This window comes from Arthrobacter sp. YD2 (genome assembly GCF_030410475.1).
Classification (GTDB): domain Bacteria; phylum Actinomycetota; class Actinomycetes; order Actinomycetales; family Micrococcaceae; genus Arthrobacter_B; species Arthrobacter_B zhangbolii.
In genome coordinates, this window is the sequence record NZ_JAUHHB010000001.1 from 1,335,865 (window position 1) to 1,351,990 (window position 16,126).

Here is a 16,126-nt window from a genome sequence, read left to right on the forward strand (position 1 = left end):
GGGCCGGCAGTGCCCGGGCGGGACCTAATCGGTGAGGCTGGCCAGTACCTTGTCCGTGAGTTCCTTCAGTGTGGCCAGCTCGTCGCGGTCCAGCGCCGGGGTGAGCAGGTCATGGATGCCGCGCACATGGATCCGGCCCAGGCGTTTCTGCACCTCGCGGCCTTCATCGGTGAGGGACAGCTCCACGCCGCGCTGGTCCTGCTCCGCGGGCCGGCGCTTGACCAGGCCGCGGGCTTCGAGCCGGTCCACCATCCGGCTGAGGCTGGGCTGGCTGATCAGCAGGTGCTCGTTGAGCTCGTTCAGCCGGGTCCAGCCGGACGGGCAGCGGGTCAGGTTGAACAGCACATCGTATTCCCGCATGGTCAGGTCCTTGAACTCCGCGTCCTTTTGCAGCCGGCGCATCACGCCTACCTGTACGCGGAACAGGGATTCCCACGCTTCGGCTGCCTGCTTGGGGGTCGGGTTGTTCGAGGAGTGCATGGTTCCAGCCTACTGAACGGCGGAGGCTGTTGCGGGCACCCCGGCCCCGGCGTGACGGGCGGCGTCGCGTGCGGCAACGCGGCCGGCATGCGTGGGACCGTCCGGAACGTCCTTCGGGCGGCGGGAATCGAATTCCCTGCGCAGTTCCGGGAGCACATACTCGCCGAACAGATCCAGCTGCTCCAGCACCGTCTTAAGCGGCAGGCCGGCATGGTCGATCAGGAAGAGCTGGCGCTGGTAGTCGCCGAAGTACTCCTGGAAACTCAGGGTTTTCTCCAGCACCTCCTGCGGGCTGCCCACGGTCAGCGGGGTCTGCGCGGTGAAGTCCTCCATGCTCGGCCCGTGCCCGTAGACCGGGGCGTTGTCGAAGTAGGGGCGGAATTCGTTCACCGCGTCCTGGGAGTTCTTCCGCATAAAGAACTGTCCGCCAAGGCCCACAATGGCCTGGTCGGCACGGCCGTGGCCGTAGTGCTCGTACCGTTCCCGGTAGAGCCCGATCAGCTGCATGTAGTGCTCCTTGGGCCAGAAGATGTTGTTGGCGAAGAATCCGTCACCGAAGTAGGCGGCAATTTCCGCCACCTGCGGCGTGCGGATGGAGCCGTGCCAGACAAAGGGGGCGACGCCGTCGAGCGGGCGTGGCGTGGCCGTGAAATTGCGCAGCGGGGTGCGGAACTTGCCTTCCCAGTTCACTGTCTCCTTGTCCCAGAGCTGGCGGAGCAGGTTGTAGTTCTCCACCGTCAGTTCCACCGAGTCCTGCGGGTCCTTGCCGAACCAGGGGTAGACCGGGGCGGTGTTGCCGCGGCCCAGGACCAGATCCACGCGGCCGTCGGAAACGTGCTGGAGCATGGCGAAGTCCTCGGCGATCTTCACCGGGTCATTGGTGGTGATCAGCGTGGTGGTCGTGGAGAGGATGATCCGCTCGGTCTGCGCGGCAATGTAACCCAGCAGCGTGGTGGGGGAGCTGGCGTAGAAGGGCGGGTTGTGGTGCTCGCCGGTGGCGTAGACATCCATCCCGATGTCCTCGACCTTTTTGGCGATGGCCACGGCGGCCTTGATTCGCTCGCCCTCGGTGGGGATGCGGCCGGTGACCGGGTCCCGGGTGATGTCGCTGACGCTGAAGACGCCGATCTGCATGCTGGCCTCCGATGTTGGAATGTTCTTAAAGTATATGCATATGCATAGACTTTTGTTCCAACCGTTGCCGGCCCCGGTTCATTCCCGGGACCGGCTAACGCAGCAGGGGCCTAGGCATCGGCCGCAGCAGGGACCTGTTCCTTGCGCTGCGCCCGCTTTTCCCTGGATCCTTCCACCAGCCGGTACAGCACAGGTACCAGGATCAGGGTCAGGGCCGTGGAGGAGATCAGCCCGCCGATCACCACCACTGCCAGCGGCCGGGAAATAAAGCCGCCTTCACCGGTCACGCCGAGCGCCATGGGCGTCAGGGCGAAGATGGTGGCCAGCGCCGTCATCAGGATGGGGCGCAGGCGCTGGCGTGCCCCGCGGAAGATGGCGTCCTCCACGTTCATGCCGGGCTCACTGCCCCGCGGACGGCGGTATTGGTTGATCAGGTCCATCAGCACAATGGCGTTGGTCACCACAATGCCCACCAGCATCAGCATGCCCACCAGGGACGGCAGCCCCAGCGGGATGCCGCTGATCAGCAGCAGCAGGATCGCGCCGGTGGCCGCGAAGGGAATGGACACCAGCAGGATCAGCGGCTGCAGGAGGGACTTGAACGTGGCCACCATAATCACGTACACAATGGCGATGGCGGCCAGCAGGGCCAGGCCCAGCTGGGTGAAGGACTCGTTCTGCTGGGTGGCGGCGCCGCTGAGTTCGGCGGTGACGCTGGCCGGCAGGTCAACATCGGCCAGCCGCGCCTGGACCTCGGTGATGGTGGCGCCCAGGTTGTCGCCGTCCGGGGAGACGGACACAATGGCGGTGCGTTCACCGCCTGAGGAGGAGACCGACGTCGGCACGGAGACCTCCTCCACGGTGGCCAGCTCGCTCAGCGGCACCGAGCCGGCGCCTGCGGGCACCGAGACGGCATTGAGCTGTTCCAGGGACGTGATGGGGGTACCCTCACCGATCAGCACGGGCAGGTCATCAGTGCCCAGCCGGACCGAACCGGCCGGCAGGGGGCTGATGGTGGAGGCAACCAGGCCGGCGATCTGCTGCTCGTTCAGACCCGCCGCCACGGCCTTGGCACGGTCAATGGTCACCTGGACCACCGGCTGCGAGGAGGAGAGGTTACTGCTGGCCTGGGCGACGCCGGGAAGGTCGGACATGGCTTCCACCAGTGCGTCGCTGGCCGGCTGCAGCTCGGCGGGATCCCCGGCGGAGAGGTTGATGTCCACGGTGTTCGAGGTACCGAAACCGCCGCCGGTGCTGCCCAGGGTGACGTCGCCGGCGTCGTCGAGGTCCTCAATGGCCGCCCGGACAGCGTCCCGCAGGGCCACCTGGTCCTCGCCTTCCTCGGTAATTACGGTGAAGTTGGCCACCGAGGACCCGCCGGCGGTGAATGCCGCAATGCCGGAGGTGGAAGTGCCCATGGTGACCTGGACATCCTTGACCCCGTCCACGCCGGACAGTGCTTCCTCGACCTGTTCGGCTGCTTCGGACGTGCGTTCCAGCGAGGTGCCGGCAGGCAGTTCCTGCCGCACGCTGAACGTGTTCTGTCCGGTATCGCCGAGCAGGTTGGTGGGCAGCAGGGGTGTCATGGCGGCGGTGGCGAGGAGGATGATCAGCCCGGCCACCACCGTGTAGACGGGGTGGCGCTGCGTGCCGCGCAGGATGGGGAGGTAGCCGCGCTGCAGGAAGCTGCGGGTCTCCTTTTCCTCGGCTTCGGCCCGGTAGGCCTCCGGATCCGCCACCGGCGGAGAGGACTTCAGGAACCAGTACGCCAGCACCGGAACAATGGTCAGAGACACCAGCAGCGAGGCCAGCAGGGCCAGGGACGTGGTGACGGCGAAGGGTCGGAACAGTTCCCCGGCCAGGCCGCCCACAAAGGCGATGGGTGCAAACACGGCCACCGTGGTGAGGGTGGAGGCGGTGACGGCACCGGCCACCTCGCGCACGGCGGTGAGGATGGCGGTGCGTTTGTCCTCGCCGTAGCCCAGATGCCGCTTGATGTTCTCGATGACGACAATCGAGTCATCCACCACCCGGCCAATGGCGATGGTCAGCGCGCCGAGGGTGAGGATGTTCAGGGAATAGCCGAAGGCCAGCAGCCCGATGAAGGTCACCAGCAGGGACAGCGGGATTGAGACGGCGGTGACCAGGGTGGAACGGACCGAGAGCAGGAAGACCAGGATGACCAGGACGGCGAAGCCCAGTCCCAGCAGCCCCTCGGTGGTGAGGTCGGAAATGGATTTTTCGATGAAGGGCGCCTGGTCGAAGATCACGGTGAATTTCGCACCGTTGCCCAACTCGTCCTGGAGGGAAGGCAACAGGTCCGTGACCTCATGTGAAATGCCCACGGTGTCCCCGGCAGGGGTCTTTGTGATGGAAACGGCCAGGGTGGCCTGTCCGTTGGTGCGCGTGATGGAGGTGGCTTCGTCCTCCGTGATCTCCACGGAGGCGACGTCGCCAATGGTTACCGGCGTGGCGCTGTCGGAGGAGGATTCAATCGGCAGGGCGGAAATTTTCTCCAGGCTGTCCAGCGGTGCTCCCACCTGGATGGACAGCGTCCGGCTTTCCTCATCCACCGTGCCCGCGGGAAGCAGGGCGCCGCTGTTTTCCAGGGCATCCACAATCGACGACGGCGTGGCACCCTGGGCGGCCAGCGCGGCAGGGTCGGGGAGGATAGCCACATGGCGGGTGGATCCGCCGGTGACCTCGGCCGTCCGCACGCCTTCGATCTTCTGCAGGCGGGGAACGGTCAGCCGCTGCAGGTCCGCATTCAGCTCGGCCAGCGGCTCATCGGAGGAGACGGCGAGGTAAACGATGGGGAAGTCGCTGATGCTGCCGGCAAGGGACTGTGGATTCGTATCCTCGGGCAGGAGCTGCCGGGCGTTGGAAATGGCACGGTCCACCTGGCCGCGGGCCCGGTCCAGATCGGTGCCGTAGGCAAAGGTGAGGGCGATGGTCGAAATGCCTGAGCGCGACGTCGCCGAGGAGGACTCGAGTCCCTCCACCGCTGTCAGGGCACCTTCGAGGGGTTCGCTCACCTGCGCGTCCACCACCTCGGGGGAGGCGCCCGGCAGTGCCGTTATGACGCTGATCTGCGGGAACTCCAGCGACGGGATCAGTTCCTGTTTGAGGGAGCTCATGGAGATCACCCCGAAAACAGCTACAAACACGGTGATCAGGGCAATGAGGGCCCTGTTCGAGAGGGACAGCTTGGCCAAACGATCCATGATCCTGCCTTAAGGAAGGGCGGTGCGCAACGGAGCGGCGCCGGAAACCGGCGGTATAACTGGTTCGCGGCGCAGACCTGCCGGAGGAGCAGGTCTGCGCCGCGTAAAACGGTAAGCCGCGTTAAACGGAGACTAGGACAGGCCCAGAACCCGGCTGGTATCGGCTTCAATCTCTTCAGCCAGGCGTTCATTTTCGTTCAGCTTCACGCCGTAGCCCGGGATCATTTCCTTGATCTTCGGCTCCCAGCCGTCAAACTGCCGGGGGAAGGCCCGCTTGAGCAGATTGATCATGATGGGCGGCGCAGTGGAAGCACCCGGTGACGCGCCCAGCAGGGCTCCGATGGAGCCGTCAGCGGCGGTGATGAGTTCGGTGCCGAACTGCAGCACACCGCCCTTCTTCGGGTCCTTCTTGATGACCTGGACGCGCTGACCGGCGGTGATAAGGTCCCAGCCTTCGGTCTGTGCCTGCGGCATGAATTCCTGCAGCGCTGCGGTCTTGCCTTCGCGGGTCTTCAGAACCTCGGTGACCAGGTACTTGACCAGGCTCATGTTGTCCTTCGCCACGGCCAGCATGGGCACGAGGTTGGAGGGGCGGACCGAGAGCGGCAGGTCCAGGAGGGAACCGGTCTTCAGGAACTTCGGCGAGAAGCCGCCGTACGGGCCGAACAGCAGGGAGCGCTTGCCGTTGACGAAGCGCGTATCCAGGTGCGGCACGGACATGGGCGGGGCACCGACGGAAGCCTGGCCGTAGACCTTGGCATTGTGCCGGGAAATGATGGATTCATCCGTGGCACGCAGGAACTGGCCGGAGACGGGGAAGCCGCCAAAGCCCTTGCCCTCGGGGATACCCGAGGCCTGCAGCAGGTGCAGGGCACCGCCGCCGCCGCCGATGAACACGAACTTGGCGGACACGGTGCTGGTAGTTCCGGTTGCCCGGTCCTTGACCTTGACGTCCCAGCCGCCGTTGGAGGAGCGGGTAACGTTGCCGACCTCGTGGCCGAAGTTCAGGTGCACGCCGTTGGCACCCATGTAGTTGGTCAGCTGCCGGGTCAGGTTGCCGAAGTCGACGTCGGTTCCGCCGGCCACGCGGGAGGCGGCCACCCGCTGCCCGGGATCGCGGCCTTCCATGATGAGCGGAGCCCATTCGGCCAGCTTGGCCGGATCCTCGGAGAACTCCATGGTCTTGAACAGCGGCTGGGCGCTCAGGGATTCGTGCCGGCGGCGCAGGTACTCCGAATGTGCATCGCCCCAGACAAAGCTCATGTGCGGCAGCGGGTTGATGAAGTCATTGCCAATATGGCCCTCGGAGACCAGGTGTGACCAGAACTGGCGGGAGACCTGGAACTGCTCGTTGATTCCCACCGCCTTGGCCGGGTCCACGGAGCCGTCGGCCGCGGCCGGGCTGTAGTTCAGTTCGCAGAGGGCGGCATGGCCGGTACCCGCGTTGTTCCAGGGATCGGAGCTTTCCAGCCCCGCGCGATCGAGGCGCTCGTAGAGGGAAATGTCCCAGTCCGGAGCCAGCTGCTTCAGGAACGCCCCAAGGGTAGCGCTCATGATGCCTCCGCCGATCAGCAGTACATCAGTTTTCGTTGCGGAATTCTCCGCCGGGCTATTAGCAGTCAACTTCTTCTCCAGTCGCGTGGGCGCTAGCCATAGAAGCGTATCCCCGAGCGGGTGCCTTCCTAAAATTATCGCAGTACGAATACTGCTTTTGGAGGTCGGGGCCGATAGCTGTTCGGAGCCGGCTCAGCGGTCCGTGAGGCTGACCCGGTTAAAGACCTCGTGCAGAACCGGGCTCGTGGGGTAGGAGGAAACCCGGGGCGAGAGGGCCAGGGCGGAAATCGGGAAGGCCAGCGGCACGGCCGGCACGCGCTGGGAAATGCGGTCGGAGACGGCATGGTAGGCGTCGGTCTGGTCCTGGCCTTCCGGCAGGCGGGCGGCCTTTTCAATGCCGGTGAAGACCTCGGGGTCATTAAAGGAGAACTCTTCGGTGTAGCGGCCGAACAGCGTGCTTAGGAAGTTGTCTCCGCCTTCGTAGCTGCCGGCGAGGCCGAGCAGGTGGAATGCCCGGTCCTCCTTGCCCTGCACCTTTTCCAGGTATCCCTCGGACCAGTCCACGGGCACCGGGCGGATGTTGAATCCGGCGGCGGTGAGTTGTGCGCTGAGCCGGGCGTAGACCTTCTCCGGTGCGGGCAGGTAGCTGCGGGTGACGCGCCGGGGGTAGTAGAAGGGCAGTTCGCGCCCGTCGTAGCCGGCTTCTTCCAGCAGTTCCCGGGCCTTCTCCGGATCGTAGCCGTAGCCGGTGACCGAATCCGAGGTGAGCCCCAGCTTTTCCGGCATGAACTGATTGGCGGGTTTGGTGCCGTTGAGGAACAGTCCGTCCAGGACGGCGGGCTTGTCGATGGCGTGGGCTACTGCCTGGCGCATCAGGACGCTGTCCAGCCCCGGGAAGTTCTGGTTGATGCCCAGATACAGTACGGAATACGGGTCGCGCTGCTGGATCCGCTGCCCGTTGCGGGCCAGGTCGCCCACGTCGTTGACGGTAACCAGGTCATAGCCGTCCACCTCGCCCTTCTTCAGGGCACGCAGCCGGCCCTCGGGGCTGGAAATGGTGCGGAAGACCACCGAACCGATCTGTCCCTTTTCACCCCAGTACCCGGGGTTGGCGGCGAGTTCCACGGTGTCTTCATTCCAGGCCACAAAGCGGAAGGGCCCGGTACCCACAGGGTGGACGCCGTACCCGGAGACCCTGCGGCCGTTGAGTTCCCGGGTCAGGGAATCCGCACCGGCCTCGGCCAGTGCCTTGGGGGAGGAGATGGCGAACGGAGGCGCGGCGAGCGCAGCGATGAAACTTTCCATCGGAGTGTTCAGCTCCACCCGCACGGTGTATTCGTCCTCCACCTCGCAGCTCTTGTAGACGGCGGTGGCCGGCGTGTCCGAGTAGCCCCGGAACACGGACTTGTACATCAGGGAGCCGCCGCTCCGCACCGATTCGGGCAGGTGGTACCAGCGTTCGAAGTTCCGCCGGACCGCTTCCGCGTTGAAGGGTTCACCATCGTGGAACATGACGTCGCGGCGCAATTCGAAGGTGTAGGTCTTGCGGTCCTCGGACTGGGTCCATCCGGTGGCCAGGAGGGGCACCGGTGCGGAGGTCAGGGCGTCTACGCCCACCAGGCCTTCCAGTACCTGGCGGCTGACCCGGAAGGATTCGGTGTCGGAGGCGAGAGCGGGGTCCAAGGTGACCGGGCGGGCCGCCGTCGCAAAGGTGAAGCGGGCCGCGGGTCCGCTTCCGCCGGTGGCGGATGGCCCCGCAGTGGGGTCCTCGCCGGCGGCTTCGGCTGTGCAACCGGCGAGCATCAAGGCTGCAGCTGCCGCGCCTGCGCGGATGAGGGAACGGCGGGAAAGTGCGGGACGGTCCGGGCCGGGGGCGGGGTTTGCTGCGCCGGATTGTGCTGCGCCGGATCGTGTCACCGTGATACTCCTCCGGGACGCTCCATCCCTCTGTTTCGTGGATTTTCCATTCTAAATGATTAAAAACAGGTAAACAGCGCAGAGACACGCGTCACATGGGGCCAGAGTGGGGCAGGATGGGGAAATGACTGATTTGAGCACTGATTCCCCCCTGCTCGAGGTGAGCAACCTCGCGGTGAATTTCCGTACCATGGACGGCGAAGTGGCCGCGGTGCGGAATGCCGGATTCTCGCTTCCCGCCGGGGAGACCCTGGCCATTGTGGGCGAGTCGGGATCCGGAAAATCCACTACGGCCATGGCCGTGATCGGCCTGCTGCCCGGCAACGGCAAGGTGGCCTCCGGCAGTATCCGCTTCGACGGGCAGGAACTCGTAGGGCTGCCGGAAGCAAAGATGCGCGCTATCCGCGGCCGTTCCATCGGCCTGGTACCGCAGGACCCCATGTCCAACCTCAACCCGGTAACCCGGATCGGGACCCAGGTAGCCGAAACGCTGCTGGTGCACGGGATGGCCACATCCAAGGACGTGGACCGGAAAGTGGTGGAGGTCCTGACCGCGGCCGGGCTGCCCAATGCCAAGGAACGTGCCAAGCAGTATCCGCATGAGTTTTCCGGCGGTATGCGCCAGCGCGCCCTGATCGCCATTGGCCTGGCCTGCCGCCCGCGGCTGCTCATTGCCGACGAACCCACCAGCGCCCTGGACGTGACCGTGCAGCGGACCATCCTGGACCAGATCGACCGCATGACCGAAGAGCTGGGGACCTCGGTCCTTTTGATTACCCATGACCTGGGCCTTGCCGCAGAGCGTGCGTCTCAGCTGGTGGTGATGCACCGCGGTGAAGTGGTGGAAACCGGTCCGGCACGGCTGCTGCTGGAGGACCCGCAGCATCCCTACACCCAGTCCCTGGTCCGGGCAGCCCCCAGTGTTGCCGCCGTCCGGCTGCGGCCCGGTGCGTTCGCCGGGGCTCCCGGAACGGCAGACCTGCCCGCCGCCGCGGAAGCGGAGGACAAGGCAACGGACACCGCAGCCGTGGACAACATTGTGGAGTTCCGCGACCTGACCAAGGTCTTCAAGATCCGCGGACGTGCCGATGATTTCTATGCCGCAAAGAACGTCACCCTGGATATCCCGCGTGGCAAGACCGTAGCCATTGTGGGGGAGTCCGGTTCGGGCAAAACCACCACCGCCCGCATGCTGCTCAAGCTGATCGAGCCCACGTCCGGATCCATGACCTTTGACGGAATGGACGTTGCGAAGCTGGACAAGGTCCAGCTTCGGGACTTCCGGCAGCGGGTGCAGCCGATCTTCCAGGACCCGTACTCCTCCCTTGATCCCATGTACACCATTGAGCGGATCCTGGAGGAACCGCTGAAGACGTACAAGCGCGGGGACCGGGCGGAGCGCCGTCGCCGCGTCCTGGAGCTGATGGACCAGGTGGCACTGCCGCATGACATGCTGCACCGCTATCCTGCCGAGCTTTCCGGCGGCCAGCGCCAGCGTGTGGCGATTGCACGTGCCCTGGCCCTGAAGCCGGAGCTGATTGTCTGCGACGAACCGGTCTCGGCGCTGGACGTGCTGGTCCAGGCGCAGATCCTGCAACTGCTCGGGGACCTGCAGCGCGAGTTCGGGCTGAGCTACCTCTTTATCTCCCATGACCTGGCAGTGGTCCGCCTGATTTCGGACTATGTCTGCGTGATGAAGGACGGCGAACTGGTGGAGGCTGCCACATCGGAGGAAGTCTTCTCCAACCCCCGCCACCCGTATACCCGCAAGCTGCTGGCCTCCATCCCCGGTAATGAACTGAACATCCAGGGCGACGCAGAGCTCGACGGCGAGCTGGCCTCCTAGTCATGATGCCGACGTCGGGTCCGGCGGGGGACCGGGCCCCGGAGAAACCGGCCGGGGAGCCAACAGATCGGCCGGCCGGGGCGCCGGCGGAGGACCTGGACGGTGCCCTGGAAGCCGAGCTGGACGGGTTGTTCGCGGCCCGGGACCGGGCGGACATGGCGCCGACCATCACCGCCCTTCTGGGCGTACTGCGGCGGCACCCGGGCAACCCCCGGGTCCTCTATGAGGTCGGCGGGGCGCATGACACCGCCGGGCGGGAGGAGGAAGCCGCCGGGTACTACGAACAGGCCCTGGCGGCAGGCCTCTCGGGGGACGTGTTGCGCAGGTGTTGCCTTCAGTACGGCAGCACCCTGCGGAACCTGGGGCGCACGGAGGAGTCCCTGGCCGTTTTTGCCCGTGCCCGGCAGGACTTTCCCGGCTCGGTGTCGCTGGGGGTCTTCGAGGCCCTGACCCTGCACGCAGCAGGCCGCGCGGACCGTGCCCTGGCCGGCCTGCTGTTCCTGGTAGCCGAGCATGTCGATTCCCCGGAACTGCAGCGGTATGTGCCGGCCATCCGGGGAAACGCCGAGTACCTCGTGTCGCTCGACGAAAAACCGCCCCATTAAGAAGAACCGCCCATTAAAAGGGAAGGTCCCCTCCGGCCGGAGGGGACCTTCCCTTTTAATACCCGGGACCGGCCCGGCGCGTGCTGTTACTTGCGCCGGGTCTTTGGATCCAGAGCTTCGCGCAGTGACTCACCCAGCAGGGTGAAGCCAAGTGCGGTAATGGCGATGCAAATGCCGGGCAGGAACGCCAGCTGCGGGGCTACGGCCAGTTCAGCCTGGGCGTAGGTAAGCATCCGGCCCCACTCGGCGGTCTGCGGCAGTCCGCCGCCGAGGCCGAGGAAGGACAGGGCTGCGGCGTCAATGACGGCCGTTGCCAGCGTCAGCGTGGCCTGCACAATCAGCGGACCCGTGCTGTTGGGCAGCAGGTGGCTCATGGTGATGGTCCGCCGGCTCAGGCCGAGGGTCTGCGCGGAGAGGATGTAGTCCGCGCTGCGCTGGGAAATCATCGACGAACGCAGCAGGCGGGCGAAGATCGGCACCTGGGAAACGCCGATGGCGATCATGATCGCCATGGAGCTTTGGCCCATCAGCGCGGCAATGCTTACTGCGAGCAGCAGGTTCGGCACGGAGAGCAGGATGTCCACAAAACGCATGATGACGCTGTCCACCCAGCCGCCCAGGCCGCCGGCAATGACGCCCAGGAGCATTCCGCCCAGCAGGCCGAGTGCCGTGGAGACCACGCCGATGATCAGCGATGCCCGGGCGCCCCAGATGAGCTTGGAGAGCACGTCTCCGCCGAAGCGGTCCAGGCCCAGCGGATATCCGTCGATATCACCCGGTCCCGGAATGCTGGTAGGCGTGATTTCGGTCCGGCCGGGCAGGTCATTGCCGCCATACGGGGCCAGCAGCGGGGCAAGAATGGCCACCAGGACAAACAGGCCAACAATGACGGCACCGGCAATAGCGGCCGGGTTGCGGCGCAGCCTGCGGAAGGCATCCTCCCACATGCCGCTTCCGGTGGCCGGCTTGGCGGTGGGTGCGCCTTCGGGAAGAACGGACCCGCCCGCGGCGGGAGGCAGAGTAGTACTCACTGGACACGCACCCTAGGATCGATGAAGCCATAGGACACATCAACCAGCAGGTTGATAAGTGAATACGCTATGGCGATAAAGACAATGAAGCCCTGCAGGACGGGATAGTCGAGGGCGAAAATGGCATCCCGCAGGAACCGGCCTATACCGCTGAACGCGAAGACTGTCTCGGTGAGCACCGCCCCCGAGATCAGGAGCCCGGTCTGCAGGCCGATGGTGGTGGTTACCGGCAGCATGGCGTTGCGCAGGACAAACCGGCCGCGGATGGTTTTTTCCATCAGGCCCTTGGCCCGGGCGGTACGGACGTAGTCGGCACCCTGGACTTCCAGGACTGAAGCACGCGTAATACGCACGATGATCGCCAGCGGGATGGTGCCCAGGGCAATGGCCGGAAGCACCAGGTGCATAATGGCGTCCCAGGAGGCGTCCCATTCCCGGGTCAGTAAACCGTCGAGCACATAAAAGTCCGTCACATGGGTGGCGTTGATACGCGGATCCTGGCGTCCGTCGGTGGGGAACCAGCCGAGCTGAATGGCCAGTACCCATTTGAGGATGAAGGCCAGGAAGAACACCGGAACGGTGATTCCGATCAGGGACAGGACCACCGAGCCGTGGTCCCAGAAGCGGCCGTAATGCCGGGCTGCCAGGTAGCCGAGGGGAATGCCGATGCCGATCGCGAAGATCAGGGCCACGACCGCCAGTTCCACGGTGGCCGGGAAGCGTGTGGCGAATTCCTCCAGGACGGGGCGGCCGGTGACGATGGACGTGCCGAAATCGCCCTGCAGGAGCTTCCCCACGTAGGTGAAGTACTGCTCGATCAGGGGTCGGTCGAATCCGTAGGCCTTATTGATGTTGGCGATGGCTTCGGGTGAGGCCTTATCGCCGAGCAGGGCGGTGGCCGGCCCGCCGGGCAGGTTGCGCACCCACAGGAACAGCAGGATGGAGAGGCCTATCAGGGTGGGAATCAGCATAAGCAGGCGTTTGCCGATGACTCGTAGCACGAGCGTCCTTTCCCAGCCGTGGGAGCTGGAGGATCTGGTGGGGAAAAAGACTGGAACACGCATAAAGGCCGGGGACCGCTGGGGTCCCCGGCCTTCGCTGCGCTACTTGTTGAGCTTGATCTGGTTGAACACTTCGTCATTCACGGGGCTGGCCGGGTAGGAATCCACCCGCTCGTTGAACGCGAGCGACGGCGCCGGGTGGGCCAGCGGTACTGCCGGCACAAACTGGGCGATGTCTTCATTGATCTGCTCGTAGAGCGGGGTCTGCTCTTCGAGCTTGGACACCTGGCGTGCTTCTTCCAGTGAGGCGAAGATTTCCGGGTTGTTGAAGCCGAATTCGGGCTTCTCCTGGCCGAAGAACACGCCAACAAAGTTGTCGGTGTCGTTGTAGTCGCCGGTCCAGCCCAGCAGGTGCAGGCCGTGATCGGGTCCGGCCTGGACCCGGTCGAGGTAGTCCGGGGACCACTTGTTCGGCAGCGGGTTGACCTTGATGCCTACCTCGCCCAGCTGGGCGCTGAGGTTGGTGAATACCTGCTCCGGGGTGGGCATGTACGGGCGGGAGACGCCGGTGGGGTAGTTGAAGTCGATGGTGAAACCGTCAGGGTAACCGGCTTCGGCCAGGAGCGACTTGGCCTTCTCGGGATCGTATTCGTAGGTGGTGACGTCCTCGTTGTAGCCGTTGACTACCTCGGGGATGAACTGCGTGGCCACCTTGGTGCCTTCGGGAAGGGTCTGGGAAACCAGGGCGTCCTTGTCGATGGCGTGGGAGATGGCCTGGCGGACCTTTACATCAGCCAGTTCCGGTACCTGCTGGTTCATGCCCAGGTAAAGGATGGTGAAGGGATCCCGGGGGACAACCTTGAAACCGGCAGCGGCCAGGGATTCGGTGTCAGCCGGTGCCACCAGGTCGTAGCCGTCAATGTCGCCGGATTCCAGCGACTGGCGGCGGGCCTGCGGATCATCGATCACGCGGAAGATGATGTCGGTGACCTGGGCTTCTTCCCCGCCCCAGTAATCCTCGTTCAGGGAAAGCGTCAGCTGGCTGCCGACATCCCACTTATCGAACTTGTACGGCCCGGTGCCGGTGGGGTGGTTCTTGGCATATTCGGTCAGTTCGGGTGCCTCAGCGGTGCCCGAGGATTCGTTGGCGCCGAATTCCTCCATGGCAGCAGGGCTCTGCATCGAGAACGCCGGCAGGGACAGGGCGGCGACGAACCCGGCGAACGGCTTGTTCAGGGTAATGACGGCCTCGGTGTCTGAGGGGGCCTCGCAGGACTTGTACGTAGCCGTTTCGGGGGAATCCGAGAAGCCCTTGAAGAGCATGCCGTAGTAGTACGCCTGGCTTTCCGCCTGCTGGATGCCGCTGAAGTTGTACCAGCGCTCGAAGTTGGCGCAAACCGCTTCGGCATTGAAGTCGGTGCCGTCATGGAACGTGACGCCTTCTTCAAGGTCAAAGGTGTAGGTCATGCCGTCTTCGGAGTTTTCCCACGACTTGGCCAGCAGCGGTGCCGGGTCAGCCGTTCCGGGCTCCACGCCCACAAGCCCTTCGAAGATCTGGCGGCTGACGCGGAAGGACTCGCCGTCGGAGGCGAAAGCGGGGTCCAGGGACTTGGGGTCCGAGGACGCGGCGAAAACGAAGGTGCCGTCAACGTCGCCGGAGTTGCCGGCGTCGCCTTCTTCACGGTTGCTTTGGGCACAGCCGGAGAGCACAAGAGCGCTCAGGGCCAGGCCTGCGGTCAGGGCGGACGCGCGTTTCTTCGCGGAACGGCCTTTCCGGACTCTGTCTGCTGGGAACATATTCGGTACTCCTCTAGGGCGGGTAAACGCTAAGGCGAGTGTTGCCTGCGGCCGGCATACCGGCCGAATGTGTCCTCGGACACAAACGTATGGACAGAGCCTAATGGCGAAGTGTTTCTGTTACGTGAAATACGACACCCCCGGCGCGGTCACGATTTGGTCACGCCTTTGCAGTTCGGGTGCGGCAGGGCTGGCGGAGGGCAGCAAAAAAGCCCCGGTCCGAAGACCGGGGCTTTTGCTGGTGCGCGAGGAGGGACTTGAACCCACACGTCCGAAGACACTGGAACCTAAATCCAGCGCGTCTGCCAATTTCGCCACTCGCGCGTGGTCGCCGGCCTGCCGCAGGCGCGGCCGGGAAACCAGCCTCCAGTGTACCCGAGGTTAATCGAGCCCCAGATCACGGCGCAGCTTGGAAACATGTCCGGTGGCTTTGACGTTGTACTGGGCGAGGGAAACCTTTCCCTCGGGATCCACCACCACCGTTGACCTGATCAGGCCCTCGTAGGTGCGGCCATAGTTCTTTTTCTCGCCCCAGGCGCCGTACGCTTCGGCGACGGCGTGGTCCTCGTCGGAGAGCAGCGGGAAGTTCAGCCCCTCGGCGTCGGCGAACTTCGCCAGCTTATCCACCGGGTCGGGCGAGATGCCCAGGACGGTGTAGCCGGCGCTCTTGAGGCTGTTCAGGTTGTCGCGGAAATCGCACGCCTCGGTAGTGCAGCCGGGAGTGGCGGCGGCAGGGTAGAAGTACACAATGGTGTTGCTGCCGCGCATATCGGCCAGCGAGACGGTGCTTCCGTCGGAGGCGGACAGGGTGAAATCCGGTGCGGTTTCGGCCGGGCTGAGGCGGGGCATTGTGTCTCTCCTAAGATCTAGATTTCGTGTTCGGTGCGTCCGAACGCGACATTCCAACGCAGGGTGGCTATCCTAGTCTGTGGATCCGTGCGTTATCAGCAAACTGACTGTTACTGCGAGTCCGAAGCCGAGAGGAAGAGTTTTATTTTATGCCGGATATGGAGCGTTGGCCCACCGGTCGCCTGCTGTCTACAGCAGCACGCCTCGTAGAGCACGCCTGGAATGAACGTCTGGTCAGCATCGGACTGACCCATGCAGGTGTCATCGCGTTGGGTGTTCTGGAGACGCAGGGACCAATGACACAGGCACGCCTGGCGCAGCTGGTGCGTGTTCAGGCGCAGACCATGGGGAAGACCCTGGCCCGTCTTGAAGCCCACGGCCACGTAACGCGCGTGCGCAATGACCTGGACAAGCGCAGTCACATGGTGACCATTACCGCTCAGGGCAAAGAAGCACTGAACGAGGCCCAGAACATTGAGCGGACGCTGCTCGATGACGGTGAGCTTATGTCCGAGGACCTGCGGAGCCAGCTGCGCAAGGTGATCAGAGAGCTGGGCAGCCCGCGCTGGCAGGTTGCGGTGGATGTCCCCGGGCTTCCCCTCCCGCCCGGCGCCGGCCTGGAGATTATTCCCGAGGCCGCGGCCGAGAGCCGCTGACTCCACGGGCACCTATGTTTATAGGAGGCACA

Annotated in this window: 12 protein-coding genes and 1 tRNA gene; 3 read left to right on the forward strand and 10 right to left on the reverse strand. The window is 64.8% G+C overall.

From position 1 onward, the window contains the following. Nucleotides 1-24 precede the first annotated feature (24 nt). From QWJ37_RS06425 to QWJ37_RS06445, 5 genes are all read right to left on the reverse strand, one after another. Nucleotides 25-480: a MarR family transcriptional regulator gene (locus QWJ37_RS06425; protein WP_227903298.1), complete on the reverse strand. Its 456-nt coding sequence runs from the start codon at nucleotides 478-480 to the stop codon at nucleotides 25-27. Nucleotides 481-489: 9 nt separating this feature from the next. Further along, nucleotides 490-1,614 carry an LLM class flavin-dependent oxidoreductase gene (locus QWJ37_RS06430; protein ID WP_227903297.1) on the reverse strand — a complete coding sequence of 375 codons (1,125 nt, stop codon included), beginning with the start codon at nucleotides 1,612-1,614 and terminating at the stop codon, nucleotides 490-492. Between the two features lie 110 nt (nucleotides 1,615-1,724). After that, nucleotides 1,725-4,838 (reverse strand): efflux RND transporter permease subunit, encoded by a 3,114-nt coding sequence (locus QWJ37_RS06435; protein WP_290244787.1) that lies wholly within the window; start codon nucleotides 4,836-4,838, stop codon nucleotides 1,725-1,727. A 132-nt stretch (nucleotides 4,839-4,970) separates the two neighbouring features. After that, nucleotides 4,971-6,461, reverse strand: coding sequence for a malate:quinone oxidoreductase (locus QWJ37_RS06440; protein WP_227903295.1), 1,491 nt, complete (start codon nucleotides 6,459-6,461; stop codon nucleotides 4,971-4,973). Nucleotides 6,462-6,584: 123 nt separating this feature from the next. Further along, nucleotides 6,585-8,309 carry an ABC transporter substrate-binding protein gene (locus QWJ37_RS06445; RefSeq protein WP_341482214.1) on the reverse strand — a complete coding sequence of 575 codons (1,725 nt, stop codon included), beginning with the start codon at nucleotides 8,307-8,309 and terminating at the stop codon, nucleotides 6,585-6,587. Nucleotides 8,310-8,433: 124 nt separating this feature from the next. Between QWJ37_RS06445 and QWJ37_RS06450 the strand changes: the two genes are divergently transcribed. Together QWJ37_RS06450 and QWJ37_RS06455 are read left to right on the forward strand one after the other, a co-directional pair. Then, nucleotides 8,434-10,155: an ABC transporter ATP-binding protein gene (locus QWJ37_RS06450; RefSeq protein ID WP_290244788.1), complete on the forward strand. Its 1,722-nt coding sequence runs from the start codon at nucleotides 8,434-8,436 to the stop codon at nucleotides 10,153-10,155. A gap of 95 nt (nucleotides 10,156-10,250) precedes the next feature. Further along, a complete protein-coding gene (locus QWJ37_RS06455) occupies nucleotides 10,251-10,760 on the forward strand; it encodes a tetratricopeptide repeat protein (RefSeq protein WP_290244843.1) in 510 nt (169 codons plus the stop codon). Between the two features lie 86 nt (nucleotides 10,761-10,846). On the opposite strand, the gene QWJ37_RS06460 is transcribed toward QWJ37_RS06455, so the two are convergent. The 5 genes from QWJ37_RS06460 to bcp form a co-directional block, all read right to left on the reverse strand. Next, complete coding sequence (locus QWJ37_RS06460) at nucleotides 10,847-11,779, reverse strand: ABC transporter permease (RefSeq protein WP_290244844.1); 933 nt, start codon at nucleotides 11,777-11,779, stop codon at nucleotides 10,847-10,849. 8 nt (nucleotides 11,780-11,787) lie between these two features. Next, complete coding sequence (locus QWJ37_RS06465) at nucleotides 11,788-12,792, reverse strand: ABC transporter permease (protein WP_227903293.1); 1,005 nt, start codon at nucleotides 12,790-12,792, stop codon at nucleotides 11,788-11,790. A gap of 102 nt (nucleotides 12,793-12,894) precedes the next feature. Next, nucleotides 12,895-14,589: an ABC transporter substrate-binding protein gene (locus QWJ37_RS06470; protein WP_290244789.1), complete on the reverse strand. Its 1,695-nt coding sequence runs from the start codon at nucleotides 14,587-14,589 to the stop codon at nucleotides 12,895-12,897. A 239-nt stretch (nucleotides 14,590-14,828) separates the two neighbouring features. After that, nucleotides 14,829-14,913: transfer RNA gene (locus QWJ37_RS06475), tRNA-Leu, on the reverse strand. 57 nt (nucleotides 14,914-14,970) lie between these two features. Further along, a complete protein-coding gene (bcp, locus tag QWJ37_RS06480) occupies nucleotides 14,971-15,438 on the reverse strand; it encodes a thioredoxin-dependent thiol peroxidase (protein ID WP_290244790.1) in 468 nt (155 codons plus the stop codon). 149 nt (nucleotides 15,439-15,587) lie between these two features. On the opposite strand from bcp, the gene QWJ37_RS06485 reads away from it, so the two are divergent. Next, nucleotides 15,588-16,094 (forward strand): MarR family winged helix-turn-helix transcriptional regulator, encoded by a 507-nt coding sequence (locus QWJ37_RS06485; RefSeq protein WP_290244791.1) that lies wholly within the window; start codon nucleotides 15,588-15,590, stop codon nucleotides 16,092-16,094. Nucleotides 16,095-16,126: the final 32 nt, after the last annotated feature.